This window comes from Parabacteroides sp. PF5-6 (genome assembly GCF_029504695.1).
GTDB lineage: Bacteria > Bacteroidota > Bacteroidia > Bacteroidales > Tannerellaceae > QVMG01.
Genome location: NZ_JAQFIN010000002.1, coordinates 103,409 through 126,217, shown reverse-complemented (window position 1 = coordinate 126,217; position 22,809 = coordinate 103,409). Strand labels below are relative to the sequence as shown.

Here is a 22,809-nt window from a genome sequence, read left to right as displayed (position 1 = left end):
AAAAAGAGAGCCCCGATGATCACTCATCAGGGCTCCGTCGTTTTAGTTCACTCGTTGTTGTCGTCTTTCCACTTGCCTCGCGCCTTCAAACGTTTGATCTGTACCAAACGCAGTAAAGCGATAATGACCAAAGTGGCTCCGATCATACAAAAATACTCGGTGTACGTCAGGTTGGCACTGTTTCCCCCCGGCCAACCGATTACACTCATTACAACTAAATATATCAGTAACGCAATGCTAATGATATTTATTCTTTTCATCTTCTGAAGTTCAAATGGTACTTTGCAAATATAAATAATTATTCGGAAAAGAATTAGTCCCAAACCAATTTGTATTGGTATGTAAAGCGTTTTGTATCCACCCGGATGATGTAACTCCCGGGAGGCAAGGCCGAAGGAAAGTGGATGACGGATGAACCGGCATCCACTTCCTCCTTCCAATACAATCGTCCTCCGATGTCCCAAAGGTACACAACACCTGGCATGAGCAGCTCCTCTAAAAAGAGAGAGTTCGCATTCAGATAACAGTTTGGTCGTTTAATTACGGGAGAAGACACTGAGGATACGGTGGAACCGGAGGTGCGGGGTTCTGCCTTTGTGTTGTACAAAGGTTTGGATTGTGGGAGTATGATGTTGCTTTGGGTAATAGCCGAAGAGTGGATCTCTATCTCTGTCGTTTTCTTTGCTTTCACAAAAAAAGCGGAGAAAGGCGGGATGGCATGATCTTCATCCAACGGATAGGCTTCGTATCCGTCGCCGTTATAGATATAGATAAAACCGTCAAGATCGGTAGACGCTAATAACCGGGTCGGGAGAGGGCAGGGAAGAGGATTGCCGCATAGGTACCATCCCCGGTGATCCTTGCCGGAGGAAGGCGGAGCGGTCAGAGGGATAGACAGTTTGCCGGTTTTGCCAAAGTCGGGAGAGACTGCGCCCGGCATGGAGGAGAAAGTGAGGGTCTGTTTATTCGCCTTTTCGTCCAAAGCGATAAGATAGCCTTTCCCTTTTTCAAAAACCGGCCGGTCTTCTTCCGCTGTGGGTGGAATGATTTCCCAGTTGCTTTCGGCCTGGTTGTTTTGGCCGCGTTTGTTTCCGTTATACGTATGCAGGTAGAAGTAATCTCCGCCGTCGTTGGGGGTATTATCTTTCCAGGTAAAGCCGGGATCGATCCCTTGGGGATAAACATCGAAAGGGAAAGAGATAAAATACCAACATCCCTTTGCCGGGAATCTGTAGTGAACAGAAACCTCTTCTTTGATATTCACCTCTCCGGCTGAACAGAGGGCTGCTTCTTCTCCGCAGAATATGAGTTTGTTTATATCCAGCTGTTGATCGGCGGCGATGTCTAATACACCGTTACCCAGGAAGATCTGGTTGCAGGCGACCGGGCTATCGATCGTAGCCGTCCCGTTTATCAACGCATTACGATGGCGAAAAGCGGGCTGATGGCTCCATCTGGCTGTCTCTTTCCACAGGCCAGTGCCGGTGAACAAGGAGAATGCTTTGATATATCCATGCGCATAAGCACTGTCCAATGCATAGAAGCCTTCGGATATCTCGCTTATCCGCGAGGCATCCAGTTGAAAAGTGGTTGGGTTATTGATGATTCGTATAGAAGAGATCTTGGCTATGCTTTCTTCTTTCCTTTCCGTGAAGGAACGTGAATAATTCGCTGCGGGCGGAACCAGGTACACTTTTTTGTTTAAAGATTCTTTCTCTCTTTCCGTCGAGATATACAGGTTTTCCCCGGGTTTCACTTTCCAGGCTGCGTAGATGACTTCAATAAGGACATCTGTATGTCCCTCGAAGGAGGGGAGGACTACCTTGAACCGGCTGTCCGGATTCATCCGTAAGGCACCCCCATCCGGCGCGTCGGGAATGCCTTCGTCGGCGGGGTTGAATAAAACGGTGTTACCGGTCGCTTGATACGCCCATTCATCGTGGGAAGGGGTCGCTGTAAATGCTTGCACCTTGAACGTATCCCGAACCGTTGGGTTGGAACTGCCCGCCACGAAAGACTGCCAGGTCGAAGGATTTATATCCTGTGCCGGGGAATGCTTGTAAATCAAAAGGAGCAATAATACCAAGAGCAGGTAAAAACGGGGGATAGCCTTTTTTGTTTTCATAATTATCCGGTTTTTGGATTTCTAACTCCCACAAATATAGTGAAATAATTGAAATAAACTATCTTTGCGGCATGAAAGATTTTATAATTTCTGAGAACCAGACCGAGAAAGCGGTTTTAGTAGGCTTAGTGACCCCGACGCAGAATGAGCAGCGGGTAAAAGAATATTTAGATGAACTGGCTTTCCTGGCGGAGACAGCCGGGATGGATGCCGTCAAACGATTTACGCAGAAGTTGGATCATGCGCATCCGGTCACCTTTGTGGGCTCCGGCAAGCTGCAGGAGATCAAAGAATATGTGGTTGAGAATGAGGTCGGACAGGTGGTCTTCGACGATGAACTCTCCCCCAAGCAATTACGCAATATCGAAAAAGAGCTACAGGTCCGTATCCTGGACCGGACGAGCCTGATCCTGGATATCTTTGCTTTGCGGGCGCAGACGGCACATGCCAAGACGCAGGTGGAACTGGCACAGTATCAATATATGTTACCCCGCCTGACGCGTTTGTGGACTCACCTCGAAAGGCAGAGAGGGGGGAGCGCGATGATGCGTGGACCGGGTGAAACCCAGTTGGAGACCGACAAACGGATCATCCAGGATAAGATCGCTTTGTTGAAGAAAGAACTGATTGCCATCGATAAACAGAAGAGCGTGCAACGGAAGAACCGGGGCAAGATGGTGCGTGTCGCCCTGGTGGGCTATACCAATGTAGGCAAGTCGACCCTGATGAATCTCTTGAGTAAGAGCGAAGTCTTTGCCGAAAACAAACTCTTTGCTACCCTGGATACGACGGTCCGCAAGGTGATTGTCGAGAACCTGCCTTTCCTGCTTTCCGATACGGTCGGCTTCATTCGCAAACTGCCCACCGAGCTGGTCGAATCGTTTAAGTCGACACTCGATGAGGTGCGCGAAGCGGATCTCCTGGTGCATGTGGTAGATATCTCTCATCCCGACTTCGAAGAGCAGATCGAGGTGGTAAACAAAACGCTGACCGAGATCGACGGCACGGAGAAACCTATGCTTATGGTCTTTAATAAGATCGATGCTTTCACGTTCGTGCCCAAAGACGAAGACGATCTGACGCCCCGCGGCCGGGAGAATATCGACCTGGACGAATTGCAACAAACCTGGATGAACAAACAGCCGGAGAATACGGTCTTTATCTCCGCCCGGCAAAAGACCAATGTGGAAGCATTGAAAGAACTCCTGTATCAACGGGTAAAAGAAATCCATATCACCCGTTTCCCCTACAACGATTTCCTGTTTCAACACTACGAAGAAGGCGAAGAATGAAAGCAGAGCGGAATTTACGTTTGGAAGAAGTCGCTCAATTGGAAATACAAGGATGTTTGGCCGAAGATTGGGATTGTATTTTCGTAGCCGAGGCGTTTACACCGGCTTATATCCATCAGGTGCATTTCTCGGGCACGATCCGGTTGGGTGTTTTCGAAAAAGAGTTTTTGCTTCCCGGAGGGGTGGTGAAGCATAGCGGTATTTATCGGGCGACCTTGCACAATTGTGCGGTCGGCAATAATGTGTTGATCGAGAATATCCGGGATTATATCGCCAATTACGACATCGCTTCCGGTGCGCGGATACAAAATACGGATCTGTTGCTGGTAGAAGGGATTTCCTCTTTCGGGAATAATGTGGCGGTCTCGGTCTTGAATGAAACCGGGGGCAGGGAAGTGATGATCTACGATCACCTCTCTGCTCCGACAGCTTATATCATGGCGCTTTACCGCCACCGGCCGGCGCTGATCGAAGCGCTGCATTTATTGGTTCACCGGTATGCGGAGCGTGTCACTTCGAGTCGGGGCACGATCGGGCGGAATGTGGTGATCCGCAACGCCGGTACGATCCGCAATGTGCGGATAGGCGATTGCGCGGTCGTGGAAAACAGTACGCGCCTGGAGAACGGAGCGATCAACAGTAACGGCAAAGCCCCGGTTTATATCGGCGACAGTGTGATTGCGCAAGACTTTATCGTCTCTTCGGGGGCTACCGTGTCGGATGCCGCCAAGATTATCCGTTGCTTTATCGGCCAGGCCTGCCATATCTCCCATAACTTCTCGGCCCATGATTCGCTTCTTTTCAGCAATTGCTCTTTCGAGAACGGCGAGGCCTGTGCGATCTTTGCCGGTCCGTTCACCGTCTCGATGCATAAAAGCAGTTTGTTGATCGCCGGTATGTTCTCTTTCCTGAACGCGGGCAGCGGATCGAATCAAAGCAATCACATGTATAAACTGGGGCCTATCCATCAGGGCATTGTCGAACGGGGATCGAAAACCACCAGTGATTCGTATATCTTATGGCCGGCACGGATCGGTGCCTTCTCGTTGGTCATGGGACGGCATCACCACCATAGCGATACTTCCGATATCCCGTTCTCTTATCTGATCGAGAAAGGTGATGAGACCTACCTGATGCCCGGGGTAAACCTGCGCAGTGTGGGTACGATCCGCGATGCGCAGAAATGGCCCAAGCGCGACAAGCGGGAAGACGACGATCTGTTGGATCCGATCAATTACAACCTGCTCAGTCCCTATACGATCGGCAAGATGATCAGAGCCAAAGAGATACTGGCCAATCTGCAAAAGCTGGCGGGCGAGACGTCGGATGTCTATTACTACCAGAACGCCCGGATCAAATATTCTTCGTTATGTAAAGGCATGAAGCTTTACGATATGGCTATCCGCAAATTCCTGGGTAATTCCTTGATACAAAGACTGGAAGGCGATGTTTTCGCCGATACGGACGACCTTCGGAAGCGTTTGCAGATCACCGAGCCGGATGGCGTAGGAGAGTGGCTCGATCTCTCCGGATTGATCCTGCCGCGCAAACTATTGGAGCAGTTGCTCTCGGAGATCGAAGCCGGAAAGCACTCTTTAGACGCTATCGAACAACGCTTTCGAGAGATCCATCAACGCTATTACGACCTGGAATGGACCTGGGCCTATCAGGCGATCGAACAGTATTATGGTGTCGATCTGTCTGCCGTAAGTTTCTCGCAAGTTATTGCTCTGGTGCGCGACTGGCAGGCGGCCGTCGTCGATCTGGATCACCTGCTTTACGAAGATGCCCGCAAAGAATTCTCTCTGACCGCGATGACCGGCTTTGGCGTGGATGGCACGTCGGACGAGAAGCAGAAAGACTTCGCCGGTGTCCGGGGCGATTTCGAGAATAACCCCTTCGTCGTCGCCGTCACCGCACATATCCGCAGCAAAGAAGCCTTAGGCAACGAACTGATCGAAAGGCTGGAAGCTACTTCCTGAATTTATCGGCAGGCTCCCTAAAACAGATCACCCGCTTCCCTTATGCCGCCTTTCTGTTTCAAGCAAACGAAGAAGGCGACGATAAAGAAGCGGGTGAATGTTTACGTTTTCAGGCAATCAATACTCGATCACTCTGGATAGTGTTTTAGCTTCCGCTACCCATTTTTCTACTTCCGCCAGGGAAGGGGTACGGCGAGTCAGTTTCTTTTCGGCGTTTACTTCTTCCATTTTAGCCGTTAGATTATCCGGTCTTCTTTGTGCTAACTCAGGAACCGTGTCCACTCCGGCAGCTTCCAATAATTCAGAGAATTCCTGGCCTACTCCGGTGATCCGGAACAGATCGGCCATATTGACAAACTTCAGGATCTTCGCTTCAGAGATACCGGTCGCTTCTGCCAGCTCTTTTCTCCCTTTTTTCGTTGCACCCATTTCCAACAGCTTGTCTGTTGACGTTACACCTGCTTGTCTGCATTTCTCTCCCAATACCGGACCAATTCCTTCGATCTCTTCAATTTTATAATTAGCCATAATCGTTAATAAATCTCCTTACTCATAAGGCTTTTCAGGATTCGCCCCGTTTTTGAAATGGTTTCTGGTCTCCATTAATAAACAAAAAAAGGGATCTGTCCTGTCAGACGCACCACAAAGGTGATCAGACAAAACAAAATCCCCGTCCACAAATATATCATTTTTTGATTAAACCCGACAAACTTTTGGCAGAGTTTGTTTTTTCGGCTGCTTTATACTACACCGCAGGAAGATGTAAAAGTAAATGTGGTGGTAAAGGATGAAACGCTTTGGCTGACTCAAAAAGCCATGTCAGAGTTGTTTGGTGTGGGAGTTCCTGCTATAAGTAAGCATATCAAGAATATTTTTGCCGAAGGTGAACTGGATGAGAAAGTGGCTGTTTCCATTATGGAAATAACCACTCAACACGGCGCCATAGCTGGCAAGACACAAGCAATAGAAACACAGTTTTATAACCTTGATATGATTATTGCTGTAGGCTATCGGGTTAATTCCAAACGGGCTACAGCATTTCGTATCTGGACTACTCAAACCCTGAAAGAGTTTATTACAAAAGGGTTTGTCTTGGATGACGAACGATTGAAACAAGGTAAAACCGCTTTCGGAAAAGATTATTTCCGGGAATTATTAGACCGTGTACGTTCCATTCGTGCCAGTGAACGGCGTATTTGGCAACAGATAACCGATATCTTTGCGGAGTGTAGTATTGATTATGATAGAGATTCTACCCTTACGCATGACTTTTATGCAATGGTGCAGAATAAGTTCCACTATGCCATCACGGGACAGACAGCCGCAGAAATTATTTATACCAAAGCCGATCGAAACGCTGAAAACATGGGCTTGACGACCTGGAAGCATTCTCCCGATGGACGGATCCTGAAAGCCGATACGAAGGTGGCTAAGAATTATCTTCAGGAAACGGAGATCCGTCGTCTGGAAAGAGCCGTCACCGGTTATTTCGATTATATCGAAGACCTGGTCGAACGCGAGAATACATTTACTATGGAAGAGTTTTCGATGAGTGTGAATGAGTTTCTGTCTTTCCGGAAATACCAAATTCTGAAAGACAAAGGAAAGATCTCAAAACAGCAAGCCGACCGAAAGGCGGAAACTGAATACCATGCGTTCAACAAAACGCAAAAAATCATCTCCGACTTCGACAAAGAAATCAAAAAGCTGACGGATAAGGGAGATAAAGAGGAGTAAGTACCTACACATAAAAGTTTTTACCTGCCCTTTCACCCTTCACCGTGTTTGTACTTTCCTTTATTCATCTGCGTTTGGGGTGAAGGGGGAAAGGGTGGTTTGTTATAAGGGAGCAAAAATCAAGTAAAACAGGGTAAACGTTCCCGATTGGATAAACGCTGAAGTGGGGAATGTTTTTATAACAAAGAAGGTCATCTTTACAAAGAACTATTCTTTTTATCCTGCGGATTTATGCCTTTCCTCAGGGATATCTTTTGATAAGGGCGGCAAGGTTTTGCCGTCGCACAGGAGTTCGATGGGTATAGAACTGTTGTGCGACGGGTGTGGAACTGCTGTGCGACGAGCGTCGCGCTGCAGTGCAACGGTATCTTCTTGAGGGGAAAAGGGATAAATGCTGCGATGTTTTCATTAATTCTACAAGGGGGATCGTTAGATTACTATTTCTTTAAGATATTTGTATTCAATGTTTTACGACATTATTTTTGTTTTCGGATAACTTAATTTACTCATTAAAAAAGAAAGGATTAGTGATGAAAACAAGATTCATTTTATGGCAAAAATGGTATAGCCTGACCTTGGTATGGCTAAAGGGCTTCGCAAAAACGAGGGAGTGCCCGAAAAAAGAGGAATTGAGAGTAGTATCGTCTTTGGCGGAAGGACAAATGACGAGGCGAAAAGCGGTTGCGCAAAAAGCGGCGGATCCTATTCGGGCGGAAGAAAAAAAGCGGGTGGCGGAATTGCTTTGTCGGGTAGAGGCGTTTTTGAATCGGCGGTATGAGTTCCGCTTCAATGTATTGAGTGAGGTGACGGAGTTTCGGTTGCGTAAGCACCGGGGGGAGTGCTTCCGCCCGGTTGGAAAACGGGAGCTGAATAGTCTTTGCATTGCGGCGCGCAAGGACGGGATTGATTGTTGGGACAGGGATGTGTCGCGGTATATCCATTCGGAGGATATTCCGGCGTATCACCCGATCCGGGGGTATGTCGAGGGGTTGCCGTCGTGGGATGGAGTAGACCGGGTGAGGGAACTGGCGCTTCGGGTGGCGCAATCGGACTTGTGGGTCAAGGGTTTCCACCTGTGGATGCGGGCCATGGTGGCGCAGTGGATGGAGATGGATCGGAAGTATGGCAACAGTGTGGCGCCGGTGTTGATTAGCGGCCGGCAGGGATTACATAAGTCGACATTTTGTAAGATGTTGTTACCCGAGGTGTTACAGATGTATTATACGGATAGTTTCGCGTTGGGGAGTGGGCGAAATGCGGTACAAAAGCTGGCGGCTTTCGGGCTGATCAACCTGGATGAGCTCGATCAGTTCTCGGAGCAGCAGATGGCGTTGCTTAAGAATCTGATGCAGATGGCGGGATTGAATATCCGCAAAGCGTATAAGAAAAGTCATTCGGCATTGCCGCGTATGGCTTCGTTTATTGGCACGTCGAACCGGCGGGATCTGCTTTGTGATCCCACGGGCAGCCGCCGCTTTCTTTGCGTGGAGGTGGAAGAGAAGATTGTGGATTGTCCGATTGCGTACGATCAGTTGTACGCTCAGTTAAAACAGGAGGTGTTATCGGGCGAGCGTTATTGGTTTTCAGCGGAAGAGGAGAAGGCGTTGCAGCGGCATAACCAGGCTTTTCAGCGGCGGAATATGGCAGAGGATTTGTTTTGGAAGCATTTCCGCCTGCCGCAGTCCGGCGAAGCGGGAACTTTACTTTCGGCTGCTGATATTTACAATACATTGAAAAAGGATAGCCCGGCAGTTATGCGGGAGGTCTCGGCCCTTTGTTTTGGGAAGACCTTATTGGCGTTGGGCATCGAACGGGTGCATACGAAATACGGGAATTCTTACAAGGTCGTGCGCACCCTTCACCCGAATCCCTGATGGGAAGCGGGGAGTGCTGCGCGGGTGAAAGGTGAAGAGAGGGTGTGAAACTTTTATGTGTGGAGGTGTATCATTCCGTTTGATAGTAGTTGTTTGCCGGTTGGTAAGAGGGGTAAGACTTTGGACCTGTTTTTTGGAGTTTGCCGTCTTTGACCAATTGCTGCAAGCGGCGGCAGGCGGTGCACCGGATGAAACCGCAGAGCGACTGGAAGCTCTCGCGGGTGATTGTTTCATGGGTGGCGAAATATCTTTGTAAGCGTTGATCTACTTCTTCCGGACTTAGCTTTTTGGAATGTCGCTTTTCTTTTGCCCGCTCCAGATGAAGCGTGCGAAACTCATTTTTGAGTTCCCGGTCGGGCCGGAACACCACCGACTTGAAATGGATCGATTCCGCCCGGATCTCATGGGGATAACGAACGGGAGGACAGGTGAGTGTCAGCTCAAAGCTTCCCAGGCCTTCCAGATGGACCTTTTGTCCATAGCGCAAATAATGCGACAGGGCTTCACATAGAGCGGTTAATACGCCTTTCACATCGGCCGTAGACAGGGATGAGCAGTCATGGATGTATTTGGCCAGTTCTTGGGTGGAAACGGTGCCGCGGCTGACTACCCGCGCATGCAGGCGAGGCTTCCGGTTGCTATTCGGAGGAATAGGGTTTGAATAGAAGTCGTAATGTACAGACATGGTTTTCGGTTTTATTGTTTGATCGAACGCCTAAGATACACAAAAAAAACGGAAACCCCTGTTATCCCGGCCCTATAATCAGAGCGGCTACGATACTGATCAAAAAAAAAGGCCATGCCCGGATTGCGGACATGGCCTCTCTGTTGTTGGAATGATCTTATTTCGCCGGAGCGTAGTTCTTGTTCATGATCTCGATCAGCTCGGCGGTGATGTCGTAAGCGTCTTCGGAGAGAAGGATGTTGTCGCCGCTGGTATTGCTCAGAATGATCTGGAAACGTTTGTCTTTATTCAGTTCTTTCAGCTGGGAAACCAATGTATCGCGCAGCATTTCGCTCATGCGTTGCGATTCGACCATTAACTCATTGGCCGTGCGTTGATCCAGTTCCTGCAGGTCTTGTTGTTTTTTCTGCAGACGCATTTGTTCCTGTTCGGCTCTGTCGCGGGAAAGGAAGATGTTGTTTTCCAGCTTGCGTTGGAAATCCATTACTTCTTTTTCCAGATCCTTCATTTTCTGGCTCAGGTTCAGGCGGGCGTTCTCCTGGCTTTTCATCTGGATCTCATACAAATCTTTTGCGTAATTATAATTCAACAGAAGCGAATCGACATTGACATAAGCAATGGGTAATATACTGACCGCTTCATCACCTTGCGCAATCGTTCTTGTTACAGTATCCTGTTTATTGCCAGTAAAGTGCAGAACGAACAAGATGACAACCGCAACAGCCAACACACCATTAATAATATAGTTAATGTTCTTCATAGAGTGTAAATTAAAACTTTATTTATTTATACATTTTCTAACTGTTTAATCCGATCTACACGGCAGAGGCTCATTGGGCTTCCTTCATCCTTTCTTCAAGGTTCTTGTGTCTCTCGGCTTGACGCTGTTGTGTTTTTGTACAGGAAATACCCTTTTCCCGTAGTGCTTTGTTACCACTAACATGCGTATTAGGGAACTCTCCCCCCTTTTTTACTATCACTTTAATAGCTAATAGCGCCACACAAATAACAATAATTATGCCTGTAAGTAATAAGGTTGTAAGCATTTTCTCTATATTTGTGGACGCAAATATAAGAGTTTAACCGATTATAAAGTATCTTTTTGCTATTTTATTCTACTTTTTTTCGAAGATGACACTTATACGCTTGCGAATATTAACCTGATGAGTAGCTTTTACCGCTCTCATTCTTAAATAAATATTTATGAAGATTACAGACTTAAAGCCCGAAATCGTATGGAAGTATTTCCACGAAGTAACACAAGTACCCCGTCCTTCGAAGAAAGAAGGAAAGATTATCCGTTATCTGGAGGACTTTGCCAAGCAGTATAATGTGGCCATCAAAAAGGATGAAGTGGGGAATATCCTGATGATGAAACCGGCGACTCCGGGTTATGAGAACCTGCCGACGGTGATCCTGCAATCGCATATGGATATGGTTTGCGAAAAGAATAGCGGCAAGGATTTTGATTTCGATAACGATCCGATCCAGACGGTTATCAAAGGCGAATGGTTATATGCCGACGACACGACTTTGGGTGCCGACAACGGGATTGGTATGGCGGCGGAATTGGCGCTATTGGCAGCCGACGATATCGAGCACGGACCGATCGAATGTCTGTTTACGGTCGATGAAGAAACGGGCCTGACCGGCGCGAAGGCGTTGAAAGAAGGCTTTATGACCGGTGAGATCCTGTTGAACCTGGATAGCGAAGACGAAGGCGAGCTCTTTATCGGTTGCGCCGGTGGAAAAGACACACAGGCCGTCTTTACCTATACGCCCGAAGAGGCTCCGAAAGATAAACTTTATTTCCGTATCGGCGTGGCCGGCCTGAACGGCGGACATTCCGGCGGTGATATCCACAAAGGACTGGGCAATGCGAACAAACTCTTGATCCGCTTCCTCTATCTGTTGAAAAAGAAACATCCGTTTGTGTTGGCAGAGATCGACGGCGGGAACCTGCGCAACGCGATTGCGCGCGAGGCGTATGCGGTGATCGGTATCCCGTCGGAAGCGAAAGAAGCAGTGCGGGTGATGTTGAATACGTTCGCGGCCGATGTGGCGAATGAATTGAAACATGCCGATCCGAAGGTGCAGTTCTCGATGGAATCGGGCGATCAGCCTGCATTTGTGATCGATGCGGATACGACGGAGAGACTGATCCTTTCGATGCATGCCTGCCCGCATGGCGTGATCGCGATGAGTCATGATCTCGAAGGCCTGGTAGAAACGTCTACCAACCTGGCTTCCGTCAAGATGAAAGAAGGCCATACCCTGGTGATCGGCACCAGCCAGCGCAGTTCGATCGACTCAAGTAAAGAAGCGATTGCCAATACGGTTGTTGCGGTCTTCCAACTGGCCGGTGCGACGGTGACCCAAGGCGACGGCTATCCCGGATGGACGCCGAATGCGGATTCGAAAATACTGAAAGTGGCTCAGGAAGCTTACGTACGCTTGTTCGGAAAAGAACCGAAAGTGATGGCTATCCATGCCGGTCTGGAATGCGGTTTGTTCCTGGAGAAATACCCGTATCTGGATATGATCTCGTTTGGTCCGACCTTGCGTGATGTGCATTCGCCCAGCGAAAAGATCAGTATCCCGACCGTCGATTTATGGTGGAAGCACTTGTTGGAAGTGTTAAAGAGCATTCCGGCAAAATAAAATAACGGTTTATACGTTAGTAAAAGAGGAAGATTACCCGCCGGGTATTTTCCTCTTTTTTGTATGAATGCTTGTTAAACGTAGTCAGGAATGAAAAAAATAACCAATTATTGGGTGCTGTTGATACTGTTGGTCTCCGTTCTTTTGCCGGCGTGCGAAGGATTGGATAATAACTATTCGACCAACCCGAGCCACCGCCTTAGCTTTTCAGCGGATACGCTTTCTTTCGATACGGTCTTCACCACGATCGGCTCGGCTACGCGTGAGTTTATGATCTACAACCGCAACAGTGAAGCCCTGAATATGGAGTCTATCCTGTTGGCCGGAGCCGGTTCGACGGGTTTCCGGATCAATGTGGACGGCCGCAAAGGCGATTCATTCTACGATATCGGGATTCTGCCGAACGACAGTATGTATGTCTTTGTGGAAGTGACGATCGATCCGAACGGGACGGACCAACCCTTATTGATCCAGGACTCTGTACTCATCACGGTGAACGGCATCCGTCAGCAGGTGCTGCTGGAAGCGGTTGGGCAGGATGTGAATTTATGGAAAACCGGTAGGATCCTGACCCGCGATACGTTATTGACGGCGGAGCGCCCTTACCTGGTGTACGACAGCCTGGTGGTCGCCCCGCGGGTGAACGTAGAGATCGCCGAAGGCGCTATCTTCTATATGCACGACAAAGCCAATGTGGTGGTTTACGGTACTTTGTCTACCCATGGAAGCGAAGACGCACCGGTCCTCTTCCGGGGCGATCGCCTGGACTTTATCCTGAACGATCTCTTGCCTTACGACCGGACACCGGGACAATGGGGAGGCGTATTCTTTATGGCGGAGAGTTTTGGCAACCGCCTGGATCATACGATTATCCGGAACGGGACAACCGGCATCACCTGTCTGCCTTCCACCACGGAAGAGCGCAAGCTGACGCTGTCGAATGCGCAGGTGACGAATATGGCCGGCAATCTCTTTAGCGCCATCAACTGTGATGTCGAGGTGGTGAATAGCGAGTTGAGTAATGCCACGGAGAATGTGGTTGCCCTCTTGGGGGGCAACTACCGGTTTGCGCATAGCACCCTGGCCAACTATATGAGTGTCTATCTCCGGAAAGATACGGCAAGCCTGGGTTCGCATACGCTGTTGATGTCGAACTCCCAGCCGGAGAAACAGTTCGCTCCCCTGAAAGCGCGTTTCGACAATTGCATTATCGACGGTTACCTCGCCCCGAAATCTTTTCAGGACAGTAAAACGGAGATCCTGCTGGACAAAACCGATGGCGAAGTCTTCGAGTACACCTTCAACCATTGCGTATTAAAGACGGATGTGGCGGAGGATGACGGATACAATAAGGTGATATTGGTGCCGACCGAACCTTCCGCTTATCAAATGTTCCGGATGACGGGCAGTCGCTTGGATAAGTATATGACTGATTTCCGGCTTGACTCGGTGATTACCGTAGGGGTAGGCAGTGCGGACCCCACAGTCACGGTGCTCTATCCGGTAGACCGGTATGGAGTCGACCGGCTGACCAGTCCGAATGGCCCGACCATCGGAGCGTATGAGTTTACGCCCAAGCCGGAGGAATAGGGATGAAATACGCTCTCCTGTTGATCCTTTTGTTTCTTTCCCTTGGGCTGATGGCTCAGGTGTCTTCCCGTGACTTCCGGGTGATGTGGTATAATGTGGAAAACCTCTTCGATACGGTAGATGATCCGGAGAAAAACGATGACGAGTTTCTCCCTTCCGGCGACCGGTATTGGACACGCAAACGTTATTATCATAAACTCCGGCAGGTCGCTCGTGTCATAACCGCTGCCGGGCAATGGGATACACCGGCACTGGTCGGCTTATGCGAGGTCGAGAACGATTCCGTATTGACCCATCTGATCACCCATACCCCTTTGCGAAGCCAACACTACCGGTATTGCATCACCAAAGGATCGGATCTCCGGGGAATTAATGTTGCGCTCCTTTATCAGCGGGATAAGTTTGCTTTGATTGGCGAAGAGTCGATACCGGTCCGCTTGACGGAAGGCAAAGGCAAAACCACCCGGGATATCCTGCATGTATGGGGAGAGGTCGTTACCGGCGATACATTGGATATCTTCGCCTGTCATTTCCCTTCCCGCTCGGGCGGAGAAAAAGAAACGGAGAACAATCGGAGGGATGCCTGCCGGTTGTTGCGGAGTTTGTGCGACTCCGTATCGGCTGTCCGCCAGTCGTCGCATATCCTGATCATGGGAGATCTCAACGATACGCCGGACACGAAGAACATACGGGAAGTCTTAGGGGCAGTACCCCTGAATACCTCTGATCATACGGCCTCTTTGGTGAACCTGTTCGGTGATCCGGAGCAACTGGCGTTCCCCGGCAGCCATAAATACCAGGGTGAATGGCATCAGTTGGATCATATTATCGTCGGTCGGAACCTGTTGGAGCCTTCCAATGCCTTGCAGGTAGCCCCCGCGAATATTGCGCTCTTTACCCCTTCTTTCCTGTTGAAGAAAGATAAAACCTGGCGAGGCAAACGACCTAAACGCACGTATTACGGTTTCCGATACGAAGCAGGGTATAGCGACCACCTGCCTTTAGTCGTTACATTGACCATAGGAAATAGCGAAACCGACTAATCGCGCGTGTGTTTTTTGTTTACCTTTGCCCCAAAAATAATATATGAAACGATTAGGAATAACTGTCCTTCTCCTATTGGCTGTGACCGTAGGGATATCGGCACAACAAGGGAATAAACGTGTGAATCTGAAAGAAGTAGTAGATGGCCATTTCCGCCAGGTGACTGCCATTGGGGAGATGCGTTCCCTGCCCGACGGAGAGCATTATACGGCCATGAACCCCGAACGGACCATGATCGTCAAATATGCTTACAAGACCGGTACGCCGGTCGATACCTTGTTCCATGCCGAAAAGGCACGCGAATGTACGTTTGATACCTTCGACGGGTATATGATTTCCAGTACGGGACACCGTATCCTGATCATGAAAGACCGGGAAAGACTCTATCGCCGTTCGTTCAAAGCCGACTATTATGACTATGATGTACGGCGGAACTTTATTAAACCGCTGAGTGATACGGGAAAGAAACAGATGATCCCGACCTTCTCGCCCGACGGACGGATGTGCGCCTATGTGATCGATAACAATATCTGGTTGCGGAAGTTCGATTTCGATACGGAGATACAAGTCACCAAAGACGGCGAGATCAACAAGATCCTGAACGGAGTAACCGACTGGGTGTACGAAGAAGAGTTTGCGGTAACCAACCTGATGGCCTGGTCGCCGGATAGTGAATATCTGGGATTTGTACGTTCGGACGAGTCGGAAGTGCCGGAATATTCCATGCAGATGTACGGCAAAGGGCTGTATCCGGGTTACCATAACTTCAAATACCCGAAAGCCGGCGAACGCAATTCCCGGGTGACGCTGCATTCCTATAGTGTGGCAACCAAAGACATCAAAAAGCTGGATGTGCCGGTCGATGCCGAAAGCTATATCCCCCGCATTGTCTTTACCCATAACCCCGAACAGTTGGCCGTGATGACCCTGAACCGGACGCAGAATGTATTTAATATGTATTACGCGAATCCGAAAAGCGGTGTGTTCCGGTTGATCCTCCGGGAAGAGAATAAAGCGTATGTTGATTCCGAATGGTTGTATTCGCTTACGTTTGCGGAGAATGGCTTCTACTATGTCAGCGAACAGGATGGGTACGCTCATCTGTATCAATACTCACCGACCGGTGTGATGCAGCGCCAGATCACACAGGGGAATTGGGATGTGACGGCATTCCTGGGTGTCGACGAAGCGACAAAGACCGCCTATTACCAATCGGCCGAAGAGAATCCGTTGCAACGTGCCGTCTACAGCATAGATGTCAAAGGCAACAAAACGAAACTGACCGGGCAGACGGGAACCAACCGGGCGGTGTTCAGTGACAACTATGCCTATTTCGTAAATACCTATTCCAACGCCTATACACCGGCAAAGATCACGGTCAATGAAACCAAGACCCGCAAAGAACTCCGGGTATTGCAGGACAACGCCGCCTTACGGGAGAAGCTGGCCACCTATTCTTTCTCTCCGAAAGAGTTTATTAAGGTAGAGACGGCTTCGGGTATTGAATTGAATGCCTGGATGGTTAAGCCGGTCAACTTCGATGCCAATAAGAAGTATCCGGTACTGATGACACAGTATAGCGGACCGAACTCTCAACAGGTACTGGATCAGTATGGACTGGATTGGGAACAGTATTTGGCTGCCAATGATATCATCGTGGTCTCTGTGGATGGACGGGGCACCGGCGCCCGGGGCGAAGCTTTCCGCAAATGCACGTATATGCGGATGGGCGAACTGGAAGCCCGCGATCAGATCGAAGCGGCACAGGCATTGGGCAAACTGCCTTATATCGATGAGAAACGCCTCTCGATCTACGGCTGGAGCTTCGGCGGATACAATACACTGATGGCGATGAGCACGGGTGATGGCACTTTCAAAGCCGGTATAGCCGTAGCTCCGCCGACCGACTGGAAATATTACGATACGATCTATACCGAACGGTTCATGCGTACGCCGCAGGAGAACTTCCAGGGATATGCCGCCACCTCGCCTTTGGAGAAAGCGAAAGACCTGCAAGGTAAATTATTGCTGATCCACGGCACGGCCGATGATAACGTGCACTTTATGCAATCCCTGGTGTATGCCGAAGCATTGGTTCAGGCCGGTAAGCAATTCGATATGCACTTCTATATGGATCGCGACCATGGCATCTCCGGCGGAAATACCCGCTATCACCTGTATACAAAGATTTGTAATTTCCTTTTTGATAATCTATAAATGGTAGTTAGTAGTTGGTAGTTAGTAGTTAGTAGGCGCAAGCGAAGAATACCAACTACTAACTACCAACTACCAACTACCAACTACTTTTAAAATGACTAAATATGTACGTAAGCCGGACTGGTTGAAGATCCGGTTGGGTGGGAACGAACAGTTTACCCGCACGAAGACGATTGTGGAATCCCATTGCCTGCATACGATCTGTACCAGTGGGAAATGCCCCAATATGGGCGAGTGCTGGAGCCGGGGCACGGCAACCTTTATGATTGGCGGGGATATCTGTACCCGCTCCTGCCGCTTTTGTAATACCCTGACGGGGAAACCCCTTCCCCTGAATCCGGAAGAACCGCGGAATGTGGCGGAGAGTATCCGTTTGATGGAACTGAAGCATGCGGTGATCACTTCGGTCGACCGCGACGACCTGTCCGATATGGGCGCCGGGCATTGGGCGGCAACGATCCGGGAGATTAAAATATTGAATCCACAGACCACTGTCGAAGTATTGATCCCGGACTTTCAGGGACGCCTGGACCTGGTCGACCAGGTGATCGAGGCTGCACCCGAAATCATCTCACACAATATGGAAACCATCCGGCGCATTACCCCTTTGGTGCGCAGTGCCGCGAAATATGATGTCAGCCTTTCGGTCTTGCAACATATCGCATCGAAACAAGTCACCGCGAAAACCGGGATTATGGTCGGTCTGGGCGAAGCGGAAGACGAAGTGTATGAACTGATGGATGAGGTGTTGGCTGCCGGGGTTTCGGTCCTGACCATAGGGCAGTACCTGCAACCTTCGCGTAAGAATATTCCCGTGGAAGCTTATATAACCCCTGAACAATTTGATAGGTATAAGACCAAAGCTTTGGCGAAAGGCTTCAAGATGGTCGAGAGCGCCCCACTGGTCCGTTCCTCTTATCATGCGGAAAGACATGTCTGAACTGAACAATTAGGCCTCCGGATTGTTATTTTAGTAGAGAATGAAAAGAGGCTATAGGGGATGAATCATATCAAAAAAAGCATACAAAATCAGGCAATAGGATTATTTCCCCTGTTGTTGTTTATGCTTCTTGATAATTTCTTCTCATATAAACTCTCTTTTATCATTGCGGTACTGATCTGTATGGTGTCGCTTCTGCTTTACCGGGTATTGAGTAAAGACAGGGTGTACCAGTTTCTGTTGTTGCCGGCATCGGCCACCCTGATCCTGTATGCCGTGTTTATCTTCCTGCGCCTGGATCCGGTGCTTTTTATTTATTCTCCGATTATTATTGAGGTGTTGCTGGTTGTCGTTCTGGCGGTTATCGGTTTTACCAAACGCATGGTGTTACGCTCTTTGCGCAATTCCAGATCTCCGGGCTACAAGAAGACGATGATGCGTACGGCTTTGAACGAATTTTATTTCCTGACACAAATCATTCAGAGCGTTTATACTTTACATCTGTTCATGATCTTGTTTTATACCATGCTGCCGGCCGAGATGCAGGGCGAGCAGATCGAACGTTTCCTTTACCGCTATTTGGGAATGGTGCTCGGTGTCGCGGTTATTGCTTATGAGCAGATCCGGATTCTGATGATGCAGGGAAGCCTGAAAAAAGAGATGTGGCTGCCGGTACTCGATGATCAGGGAAAGGTAGTAGGCTGTATGGCGCGCTCGGTCAGCCGTTCCGCCTCCAAAAAATACTATCATCCGGTGGTACGCGTAGCCATTGTGTACAAAGGAATGCTTTACCTGGTGAAGCGTGGGCGGAAAGATTTTATCTCTCCGGAGATGTTGGATTATCCTTATCGGCAGTATGTGATCTACCGGCATTCGATCGAAGCTACGGTGAAAGAGGCTATCGGCGACCTGGCGGAAGAGAAGGATGTGACGCCACGGTTTATGATCCGGTACACCTATGAAAACGAAAAGGTAAAACATCAGGTTTCGCTCTTTGTCGTATGTCTGCGTACGGAAGAGCAATTCAATAAATGCCGGCATTTCGGGGGGAAGTTGTGGACCGGCAAACAAATCGATGAAAACCTCGGCAAAGGAGTTTTCAGCGGTTATTTCGAAGAAGAATATCCTTACCTGAAGAATACCGTGCTTTTTGCGGAGAACTTCTGTGCCTGTAATCCTTCACCGGGCAATAGCGAAAGCGACCTGGTTACCGATTCCCCAATTCAATAACTTCCAAGTCTTTGATCTCTTTCCCATCAATCACGAAACGTAAGAGCGTTCGTACCTGATGGAAACCGCTCTTGCCTGCGGCACCCGGGTTGATATGCAGCCAGTGCCGGCTTTTATCATATACCACTTTGAGTATATGGGAATGCCCTGAGATGAAGAGCTGCGGAGCATAGTCGAACAGTTCCTTCCGGATCTCCGGCGCATACCGTCCGGGATAGCCTCCGATATGCGTCATCATCACTTTGACCGCTTCCACCTCGAAACAGGCGATCTTGGGATACCGTCCGCGTACGGACTGCCCGTCGATATTCCCGTATACGGCCCGCAGCGGTTTGAGCTGTGCGAGTTTATAAGCCACCTCTTCCGAACCGATATCACCCGCATGCCATATCTCGTCGCAAGCATTGAAGTATGTTGTGTATTTCTCATCCCACCAACCGTGGGTGTCTGAGAGAAGACCTATTCGAAGCATTGTTGTTTTCGTTTACGTAGGCAAATGTACGATAAACTTCTCATTCAAAATATAATTCGTATCTTTGCCGCCTGTCAAACAATTCATCTATAGGGGGATAAAGAGTATGAGACAATATGATTTTGATGAGGTTATCGAACGCAAAGGCACCTCATCCGTGAAACATGATAAGCTGAAATTATTGTTCGGACGCGATGATCTGCTCTCGCTCTGGGTAGCGGATATGGATTTCCGGACACCGGATTTTATCGTCAAAGCGTTGAAGGAACGCTGTGATCACGAGGTGTTCGGTTATACCTTTGCACCGGATAGTTATTTCGAAAGTATCACCACCTGGGTGCAATATCGCTATCATTGGAAAGTGCCCCGCGAGTGGATCTCTTATATCCCGGGCATCGTGCGCGGCGTCTCTTTTGCCCTGGATTGTTTTACCCAACCGGGCGATAAGGTGATTATTCAGCCCCCGGTCTACCATCCTTTCCGCCTGGTGCCGGAAGCCTTGGGACGCGAAGTCCTTGATAACCCGTTGCGGTTGGTGAACGGTCGTTATGAGATGGATTTTGAACACCTGGAGTCGCTTATGGACGAACGATGCAAGGTGCTTATCCTTTGTAGCCCGCATAATCCCGGAGGCATTGTGTGGAATAAAGACACGCTGATCCGCCTGGCGGAGATCTGCCATCGACACGGGGTATTGGTGATCTCCGATGAGATCCATGCCGAGATGGTTTTTCCGGGAAATACCCAATCTCCTTTTGCCTCTGTCTCGGAGCTGGCTGCGGTCAATAGCCTTACTTTTATGGCACCGAGCAAGACTTTCAATATCGCTGGTATCGTATCTTCTTATGCTGTCGTGCCGGATCCGGTGTTGCGTGAAAAGTTCTTCGCCTACCTCCAAGCCCGTGAATTGGGCGAAGGAACGATCTTTGCCTATACGGCAACGACGGCCGCCTATACCTATGGGGCGGAGTGGTTGCAGCAGATGCGCCAGTATGTGATTGCCAATATGAATTATGTCGATGAATACCTGAAGAATCATATCCCGCAAATCAAGGTCTATCCCGCCCAAGCATCTTTCCTTCTGTGGCTGGATTGTCGGGAACTGAAGCTGAGTCAGGAAGAACTGGTGCGCCTGTTCGTCGAGGATGCCCGTCTGGCGCTGAACGATGGTCGTATTTTCGGAGCGGAAGGGGTCGGATATATGCGCTTGAATATCGGTTGTCCGCGCGCTGTTTTAGAAAAAGCGTTGCCGGCATTGGCACAGGCCGTGAATAAATAGTATCTTTACACCATATTAATTAATAAACAAGAGAATGAAAATTACAAACAACAAATACGTTGAGGTAACTTATGATCTGAACGTAGGCGAAGGCGCCGAGCAGGAACTAATGGAACGGGCTACGCCTGAGAATCCCCTGAAATTTATTTTCGGATTAGGGATGATGCTTCCGGCATTTGAGAAAGCATTGAACGGACTGGCCGCAGATGATACGTTCGACTTCACATTGGCTCCTGCCGATGCTTATGGCGAACGCAATGAAGAACATGTGATTGAGCTGCCCAAGAATATCTTTGAAGTAGACGGGAAATTTGATGCCGAGATGATCAAGGAAGGGGAAACCGTTCCGATGATGGATTCGGAAGGAAACCGTTTGCTCGGTTCTGTTTTGGAAGTGAAAGCGGATATCGTTGTGATGGACTTCAACCATCCGTTGGCCGACGAGACCTTGCATTTCTCCGGCAGAGTACTGACCGTGCACGATGCAACGGCAGAAGAGATCGCCGCTTTTACCGCTCCGTCGGGATGTAATTGTGATGACTGTTCCAGCGATTGTGGTGAAGACCATAATCATGGCGGCGGTTGCAGTGGCTGCGGAGGACACTAATGAATTCTTTCGGTACCCTTTTCCGACTGACTTCCTTTGGGGAGTCGCATGGACCGGCCATCGGCGGTGTGATTGATGGCTGTCCAGCCGGTCTTGTGTTGGATATGAATTTTATTCAGCAGGAGTTAGATCGTCGTAAACCCGGCCAATCGGCACTGACCACCCCTCGCAAAGAGGCGGATGAGGTGCAGTTCCTTTCCGGCGTCTACGAGGGAATGACTACGGGTACGCCGATTGGATTTGTCGTATGGAATAAAAATCAACACTCGGCCGATTACGATCAGATTGGCCGGGTGTATCGCCCTTCGCATGCCGACTATACGTATCAGATGAAATACGGGATACGCGATCCACGGGGCGGGGGACGCTCTTCGGCGCGAGAGACGATTGCCCGTTGCGTGGCCGGCGCCATAGCCAAACTTTATCTCAGACAAAAAGGAATCAAGATCCAGGCCTATACGTCCCAGGTCGGGAATATTCAATTGGAACATACTTATTCAGCCTATGATCTGACGCGGACGGAAGACAATCCGGTGCGTTGTCCCGATCCGGAGAAAGCGCGCGAGATGGAAGCCTTGATCCGCGAAGTGAAAGCTGAAGGCGATACGATCGGCGGCGTGATCACCTGTGTGATTCAAGGCACGCCCGTCGGACTGGGTGAACCGGTCTTCGGTAAATTACACGCGGCGCTGGGAAATGCCATGTTATCGATCAATGCCGCTAAAGGATTTGAATACGGCGATGGCTTTGATGCCGGCTTGTACCGCGGCAGCGAGCATAACGATCACTTCTTTAACGATCAGGGGAAAATCAATACCCGCACCAACTACTCCGGAGGCATCCAGGGCGGTATCTCCAACGGCCAGGATATCTATTTCCGCGTTGCCTTTAAATCGGTGGCGACCGTACTGATGGAACAGGAAACGGTTACCGTCGAAGGCGAAGATACACTATTAAAAGCCCGAGGCCGACACGATCCTTGTGTCTTACCCCGGGCGGTACCTGTGGTCGAAGCCATGGCGGCAATGACCATTTTGGATTATCTTTTACTTAGTAAATAGTTTCTTAGGACTC

The 22,809-nt window shown here is 49.4% G+C and carries 20 protein-coding genes; 13 read left to right on the top strand and 7 right to left on the bottom strand.

Translation table 11 applies throughout. The annotated features are described in order from the left end of the window. Positions 1-47 precede the first annotated feature (47 nt). Positions 48-260: a hypothetical protein gene (locus tag M2133_RS02590; RefSeq protein WP_277464407.1), complete on the bottom strand. Its 213-nt coding sequence runs from the start codon at positions 258-260 to the stop codon at positions 48-50. A gap of 53 nt (positions 261-313) precedes the next feature. After that, positions 314-2,125: a T9SS type A sorting domain-containing protein gene (locus tag M2133_RS02585; protein ID WP_277464406.1), complete on the bottom strand. Its 1,812-nt coding sequence runs from the start codon at positions 2,123-2,125 to the stop codon at positions 314-316. Between the two features lie 71 nt (positions 2,126-2,196). On the opposite strand from M2133_RS02585, the gene hflX reads away from it, so the two are divergent. Together hflX and M2133_RS02575 are read left to right on the top strand one after the other, a co-directional pair. Next, positions 2,197-3,417: a GTPase HflX gene (gene hflX / locus M2133_RS02580; protein ID WP_277464405.1), complete on the top strand. Its 1,221-nt coding sequence runs from the start codon at positions 2,197-2,199 to the stop codon at positions 3,415-3,417. Next, positions 3,414-5,399: a DUF4954 family protein gene (locus tag M2133_RS02575; RefSeq protein ID WP_277464404.1), complete on the top strand. Its 1,986-nt coding sequence runs from the start codon at positions 3,414-3,416 to the stop codon at positions 5,397-5,399. Before hflX ends, M2133_RS02575 begins: the two co-directional genes overlap by 4 nt. A 117-nt stretch (positions 5,400-5,516) precedes the next feature. Here the strand turns inward: M2133_RS02575 and M2133_RS02570 are convergent, their stop codons facing one another. Beyond that, positions 5,517-5,927 (bottom strand): DUF4332 domain-containing protein, encoded by a 411-nt coding sequence (locus tag M2133_RS02570; RefSeq protein ID WP_277464403.1) that lies wholly within the window; start codon positions 5,925-5,927, stop codon positions 5,517-5,519. Between the two features lie 288 nt (positions 5,928-6,215). On the opposite strand from M2133_RS02570, the gene M2133_RS02565 reads away from it, so the two are divergent. Together M2133_RS02565 and M2133_RS02560 are read left to right on the top strand one after the other, a co-directional pair. Beyond that, positions 6,216-7,136, top strand: coding sequence for a virulence RhuM family protein (locus tag M2133_RS02565; RefSeq protein ID WP_277464402.1), 921 nt, complete (start codon positions 6,216-6,218; stop codon positions 7,134-7,136). Positions 7,137-7,798: 662 nt separating this feature from the next. After that, positions 7,799-9,010 (top strand): VapE domain-containing protein, encoded by a 1,212-nt coding sequence (locus M2133_RS02560; RefSeq protein ID WP_277464401.1) that lies wholly within the window; start codon positions 7,799-7,801, stop codon positions 9,008-9,010. 70 nt (positions 9,011-9,080) lie between these two features. On the opposite strand, the gene M2133_RS02555 is transcribed toward M2133_RS02560, so the two are convergent. The 3 genes from M2133_RS02555 to M2133_RS02545 all read right to left on the bottom strand — a co-directional run bounded on the left by M2133_RS02555 (position 9,081) and on the right by M2133_RS02545 (position 10,741). Beyond that, entirely contained in the window at positions 9,081-9,695 is a 615-nt protein-coding gene (locus M2133_RS02555) for an HU family DNA-binding protein (protein WP_277464400.1), read from the bottom strand. A 157-nt stretch (positions 9,696-9,852) separates the two neighbouring features. Then, positions 9,853-10,455 carry an OmpH family outer membrane protein gene (locus tag M2133_RS02550; RefSeq protein ID WP_277464399.1) on the bottom strand — a complete coding sequence of 201 codons (603 nt, stop codon included), beginning with the start codon at positions 10,453-10,455 and terminating at the stop codon, positions 9,853-9,855. 70 nt (positions 10,456-10,525) lie between these two features. Then, the gene (locus M2133_RS02545; RefSeq protein WP_277464398.1) at positions 10,526-10,741 is read right to left on the bottom strand and encodes a hypothetical protein; all 216 of its coding nucleotides are present in this window, start codon (positions 10,739-10,741) and stop codon (positions 10,526-10,528) included. Between the two features lie 157 nt (positions 10,742-10,898). Between M2133_RS02545 and M2133_RS02540 the strand changes: the two genes are divergently transcribed. From M2133_RS02540 to M2133_RS02515, 6 genes are all read left to right on the top strand, one after another. Next, positions 10,899-12,356, top strand: a complete 1,458-nt coding sequence (locus M2133_RS02540; RefSeq protein WP_277464397.1) for an aminoacyl-histidine dipeptidase — start codon at positions 10,899-10,901, stop codon at positions 12,354-12,356. Positions 12,357-12,446: 90 nt separating this feature from the next. Next, positions 12,447-13,946, top strand: a complete 1,500-nt coding sequence (locus tag M2133_RS02535; protein ID WP_277464396.1) for a hypothetical protein — start codon at positions 12,447-12,449, stop codon at positions 13,944-13,946. A 2-nt stretch (positions 13,947-13,948) separates the two neighbouring features. Further along, a complete protein-coding gene (locus M2133_RS02530; protein WP_277464395.1) occupies positions 13,949-14,989 on the top strand; it encodes an endonuclease in 1,041 nt (346 codons plus the stop codon). Positions 14,990-15,032: 43 nt separating this feature from the next. Further along, on the top strand, positions 15,033-17,207 hold the full coding sequence (locus M2133_RS02525; protein WP_277464394.1) for a S9 family peptidase: 2,175 nt from the start codon (positions 15,033-15,035) through the stop codon (positions 17,205-17,207). Between the two features lie 94 nt (positions 17,208-17,301). Then, positions 17,302-18,147, top strand: coding sequence for a lipoyl synthase (gene lipA, locus M2133_RS02520; RefSeq protein WP_277464393.1), 846 nt, complete (start codon positions 17,302-17,304; stop codon positions 18,145-18,147). A gap of 60 nt (positions 18,148-18,207) precedes the next feature. Continuing rightward, positions 18,208-19,377, top strand: a complete 1,170-nt coding sequence (locus tag M2133_RS02515; protein ID WP_277464392.1) for a hypothetical protein — start codon at positions 18,208-18,210, stop codon at positions 19,375-19,377. Here M2133_RS02515 and M2133_RS02510 read toward each other — a convergent pair. Then, positions 19,355-19,849, bottom strand: coding sequence for a metallophosphoesterase family protein (locus tag M2133_RS02510; RefSeq protein ID WP_277464391.1), 495 nt, complete (start codon positions 19,847-19,849; stop codon positions 19,355-19,357). The two genes, M2133_RS02515 and M2133_RS02510, sit on opposite strands and share 23 nt — an antisense overlap. Positions 19,850-19,955: 106 nt before the next feature. Between M2133_RS02510 and M2133_RS02505 the strand changes: the two genes are divergently transcribed. From M2133_RS02505 to aroC, 3 genes are read left to right on the top strand one after another with little or no spacing between them, the layout of a single operon-like run. Beyond that, entirely contained in the window at positions 19,956-21,128 is a 1,173-nt protein-coding gene (locus M2133_RS02505) for a MalY/PatB family protein (protein ID WP_277464390.1), read from the top strand. Positions 21,129-21,162: 34 nt separating this feature from the next. After that, a complete protein-coding gene (locus tag M2133_RS02500; protein ID WP_277464389.1) occupies positions 21,163-21,735 on the top strand; it encodes an FKBP-type peptidyl-prolyl cis-trans isomerase in 573 nt (190 codons plus the stop codon). Further along, entirely contained in the window at positions 21,735-22,796 is a 1,062-nt protein-coding gene (gene aroC / locus M2133_RS02495; protein WP_277464388.1) for a chorismate synthase, read from the top strand. Before M2133_RS02500 ends, aroC begins: the two co-directional genes overlap by 1 nt. Positions 22,797-22,809: the final 13 nt, after the last annotated feature.

Bases quoted from the DNA above. Each gene is read 5' to 3' on its own strand.
- M2133_RS02590 (WP_277464407.1), bottom strand. From the start codon at position 260: ATGAAAAGAATAAATATCATTAGCATTGCGTTACTGATATATTTAGTT.
- M2133_RS02560 (WP_277464401.1), top strand. From the start codon at position 7,799: ATGACGAGGCGAAAAGCGGTTGCGCAAAAAGCGGCGGATCCTATTCGG.
- M2133_RS02545 (WP_277464398.1), bottom strand. From the start codon at position 10,741: ATGCTTACAACCTTATTACTTACAGGCATAATTATTGTTATTTGTGTG.
- M2133_RS02555 (WP_277464400.1), bottom strand. From the start codon at position 9,695: ATGTCTGTACATTACGACTTCTATTCAAACCCTATTCCTCCGAATAGC.
- M2133_RS02515 (WP_277464392.1), top strand. From the start codon at position 18,208: ATGAATCATATCAAAAAAAGCATACAAAATCAGGCAATAGGATTATTT.
- M2133_RS02550 (WP_277464399.1), bottom strand. From the start codon at position 10,455: ATGAAGAACATTAACTATATTATTAATGGTGTGTTGGCTGTTGCGGTT.
- M2133_RS02575 (WP_277464404.1), top strand. From the start codon at position 3,414: ATGAAAGCAGAGCGGAATTTACGTTTGGAAGAAGTCGCTCAATTGGAA.
- M2133_RS02525 (WP_277464394.1), top strand. From the start codon at position 15,033: ATGAAACGATTAGGAATAACTGTCCTTCTCCTATTGGCTGTGACCGTA.
- M2133_RS02500 (WP_277464389.1), top strand. From the start codon at position 21,163: ATGAAAATTACAAACAACAAATACGTTGAGGTAACTTATGATCTGAAC.
- M2133_RS02540 (WP_277464397.1), top strand. From the start codon at position 10,899: ATGAAGATTACAGACTTAAAGCCCGAAATCGTATGGAAGTATTTCCAC.
- lipA (WP_277464393.1), top strand. From the start codon at position 17,302: ATGACTAAATATGTACGTAAGCCGGACTGGTTGAAGATCCGGTTGGGT.
- M2133_RS02505 (WP_277464390.1), top strand. From the start codon at position 19,956: ATGAGACAATATGATTTTGATGAGGTTATCGAACGCAAAGGCACCTCA.
- M2133_RS02565 (WP_277464402.1), top strand. From the start codon at position 6,216: ATGTCAGAGTTGTTTGGTGTGGGAGTTCCTGCTATAAGTAAGCATATC.
- M2133_RS02530 (WP_277464395.1), top strand. From the start codon at position 13,949: ATGAAATACGCTCTCCTGTTGATCCTTTTGTTTCTTTCCCTTGGGCTG.
- M2133_RS02585 (WP_277464406.1), bottom strand. From the start codon at position 2,125: ATGAAAACAAAAAAGGCTATCCCCCGTTTTTACCTGCTCTTGGTATTA.
- M2133_RS02570 (WP_277464403.1), bottom strand. From the start codon at position 5,927: ATGGCTAATTATAAAATTGAAGAGATCGAAGGAATTGGTCCGGTATTG.
- aroC (WP_277464388.1), top strand. From the start codon at position 21,735: ATGAATTCTTTCGGTACCCTTTTCCGACTGACTTCCTTTGGGGAGTCG.
- M2133_RS02510 (WP_277464391.1), bottom strand. From the start codon at position 19,849: ATGCTTCGAATAGGTCTTCTCTCAGACACCCACGGTTGGTGGGATGAG.
- M2133_RS02535 (WP_277464396.1), top strand. From the start codon at position 12,447: ATGAAAAAAATAACCAATTATTGGGTGCTGTTGATACTGTTGGTCTCC.
- hflX (WP_277464405.1), top strand. From the start codon at position 2,197: ATGAAAGATTTTATAATTTCTGAGAACCAGACCGAGAAAGCGGTTTTA.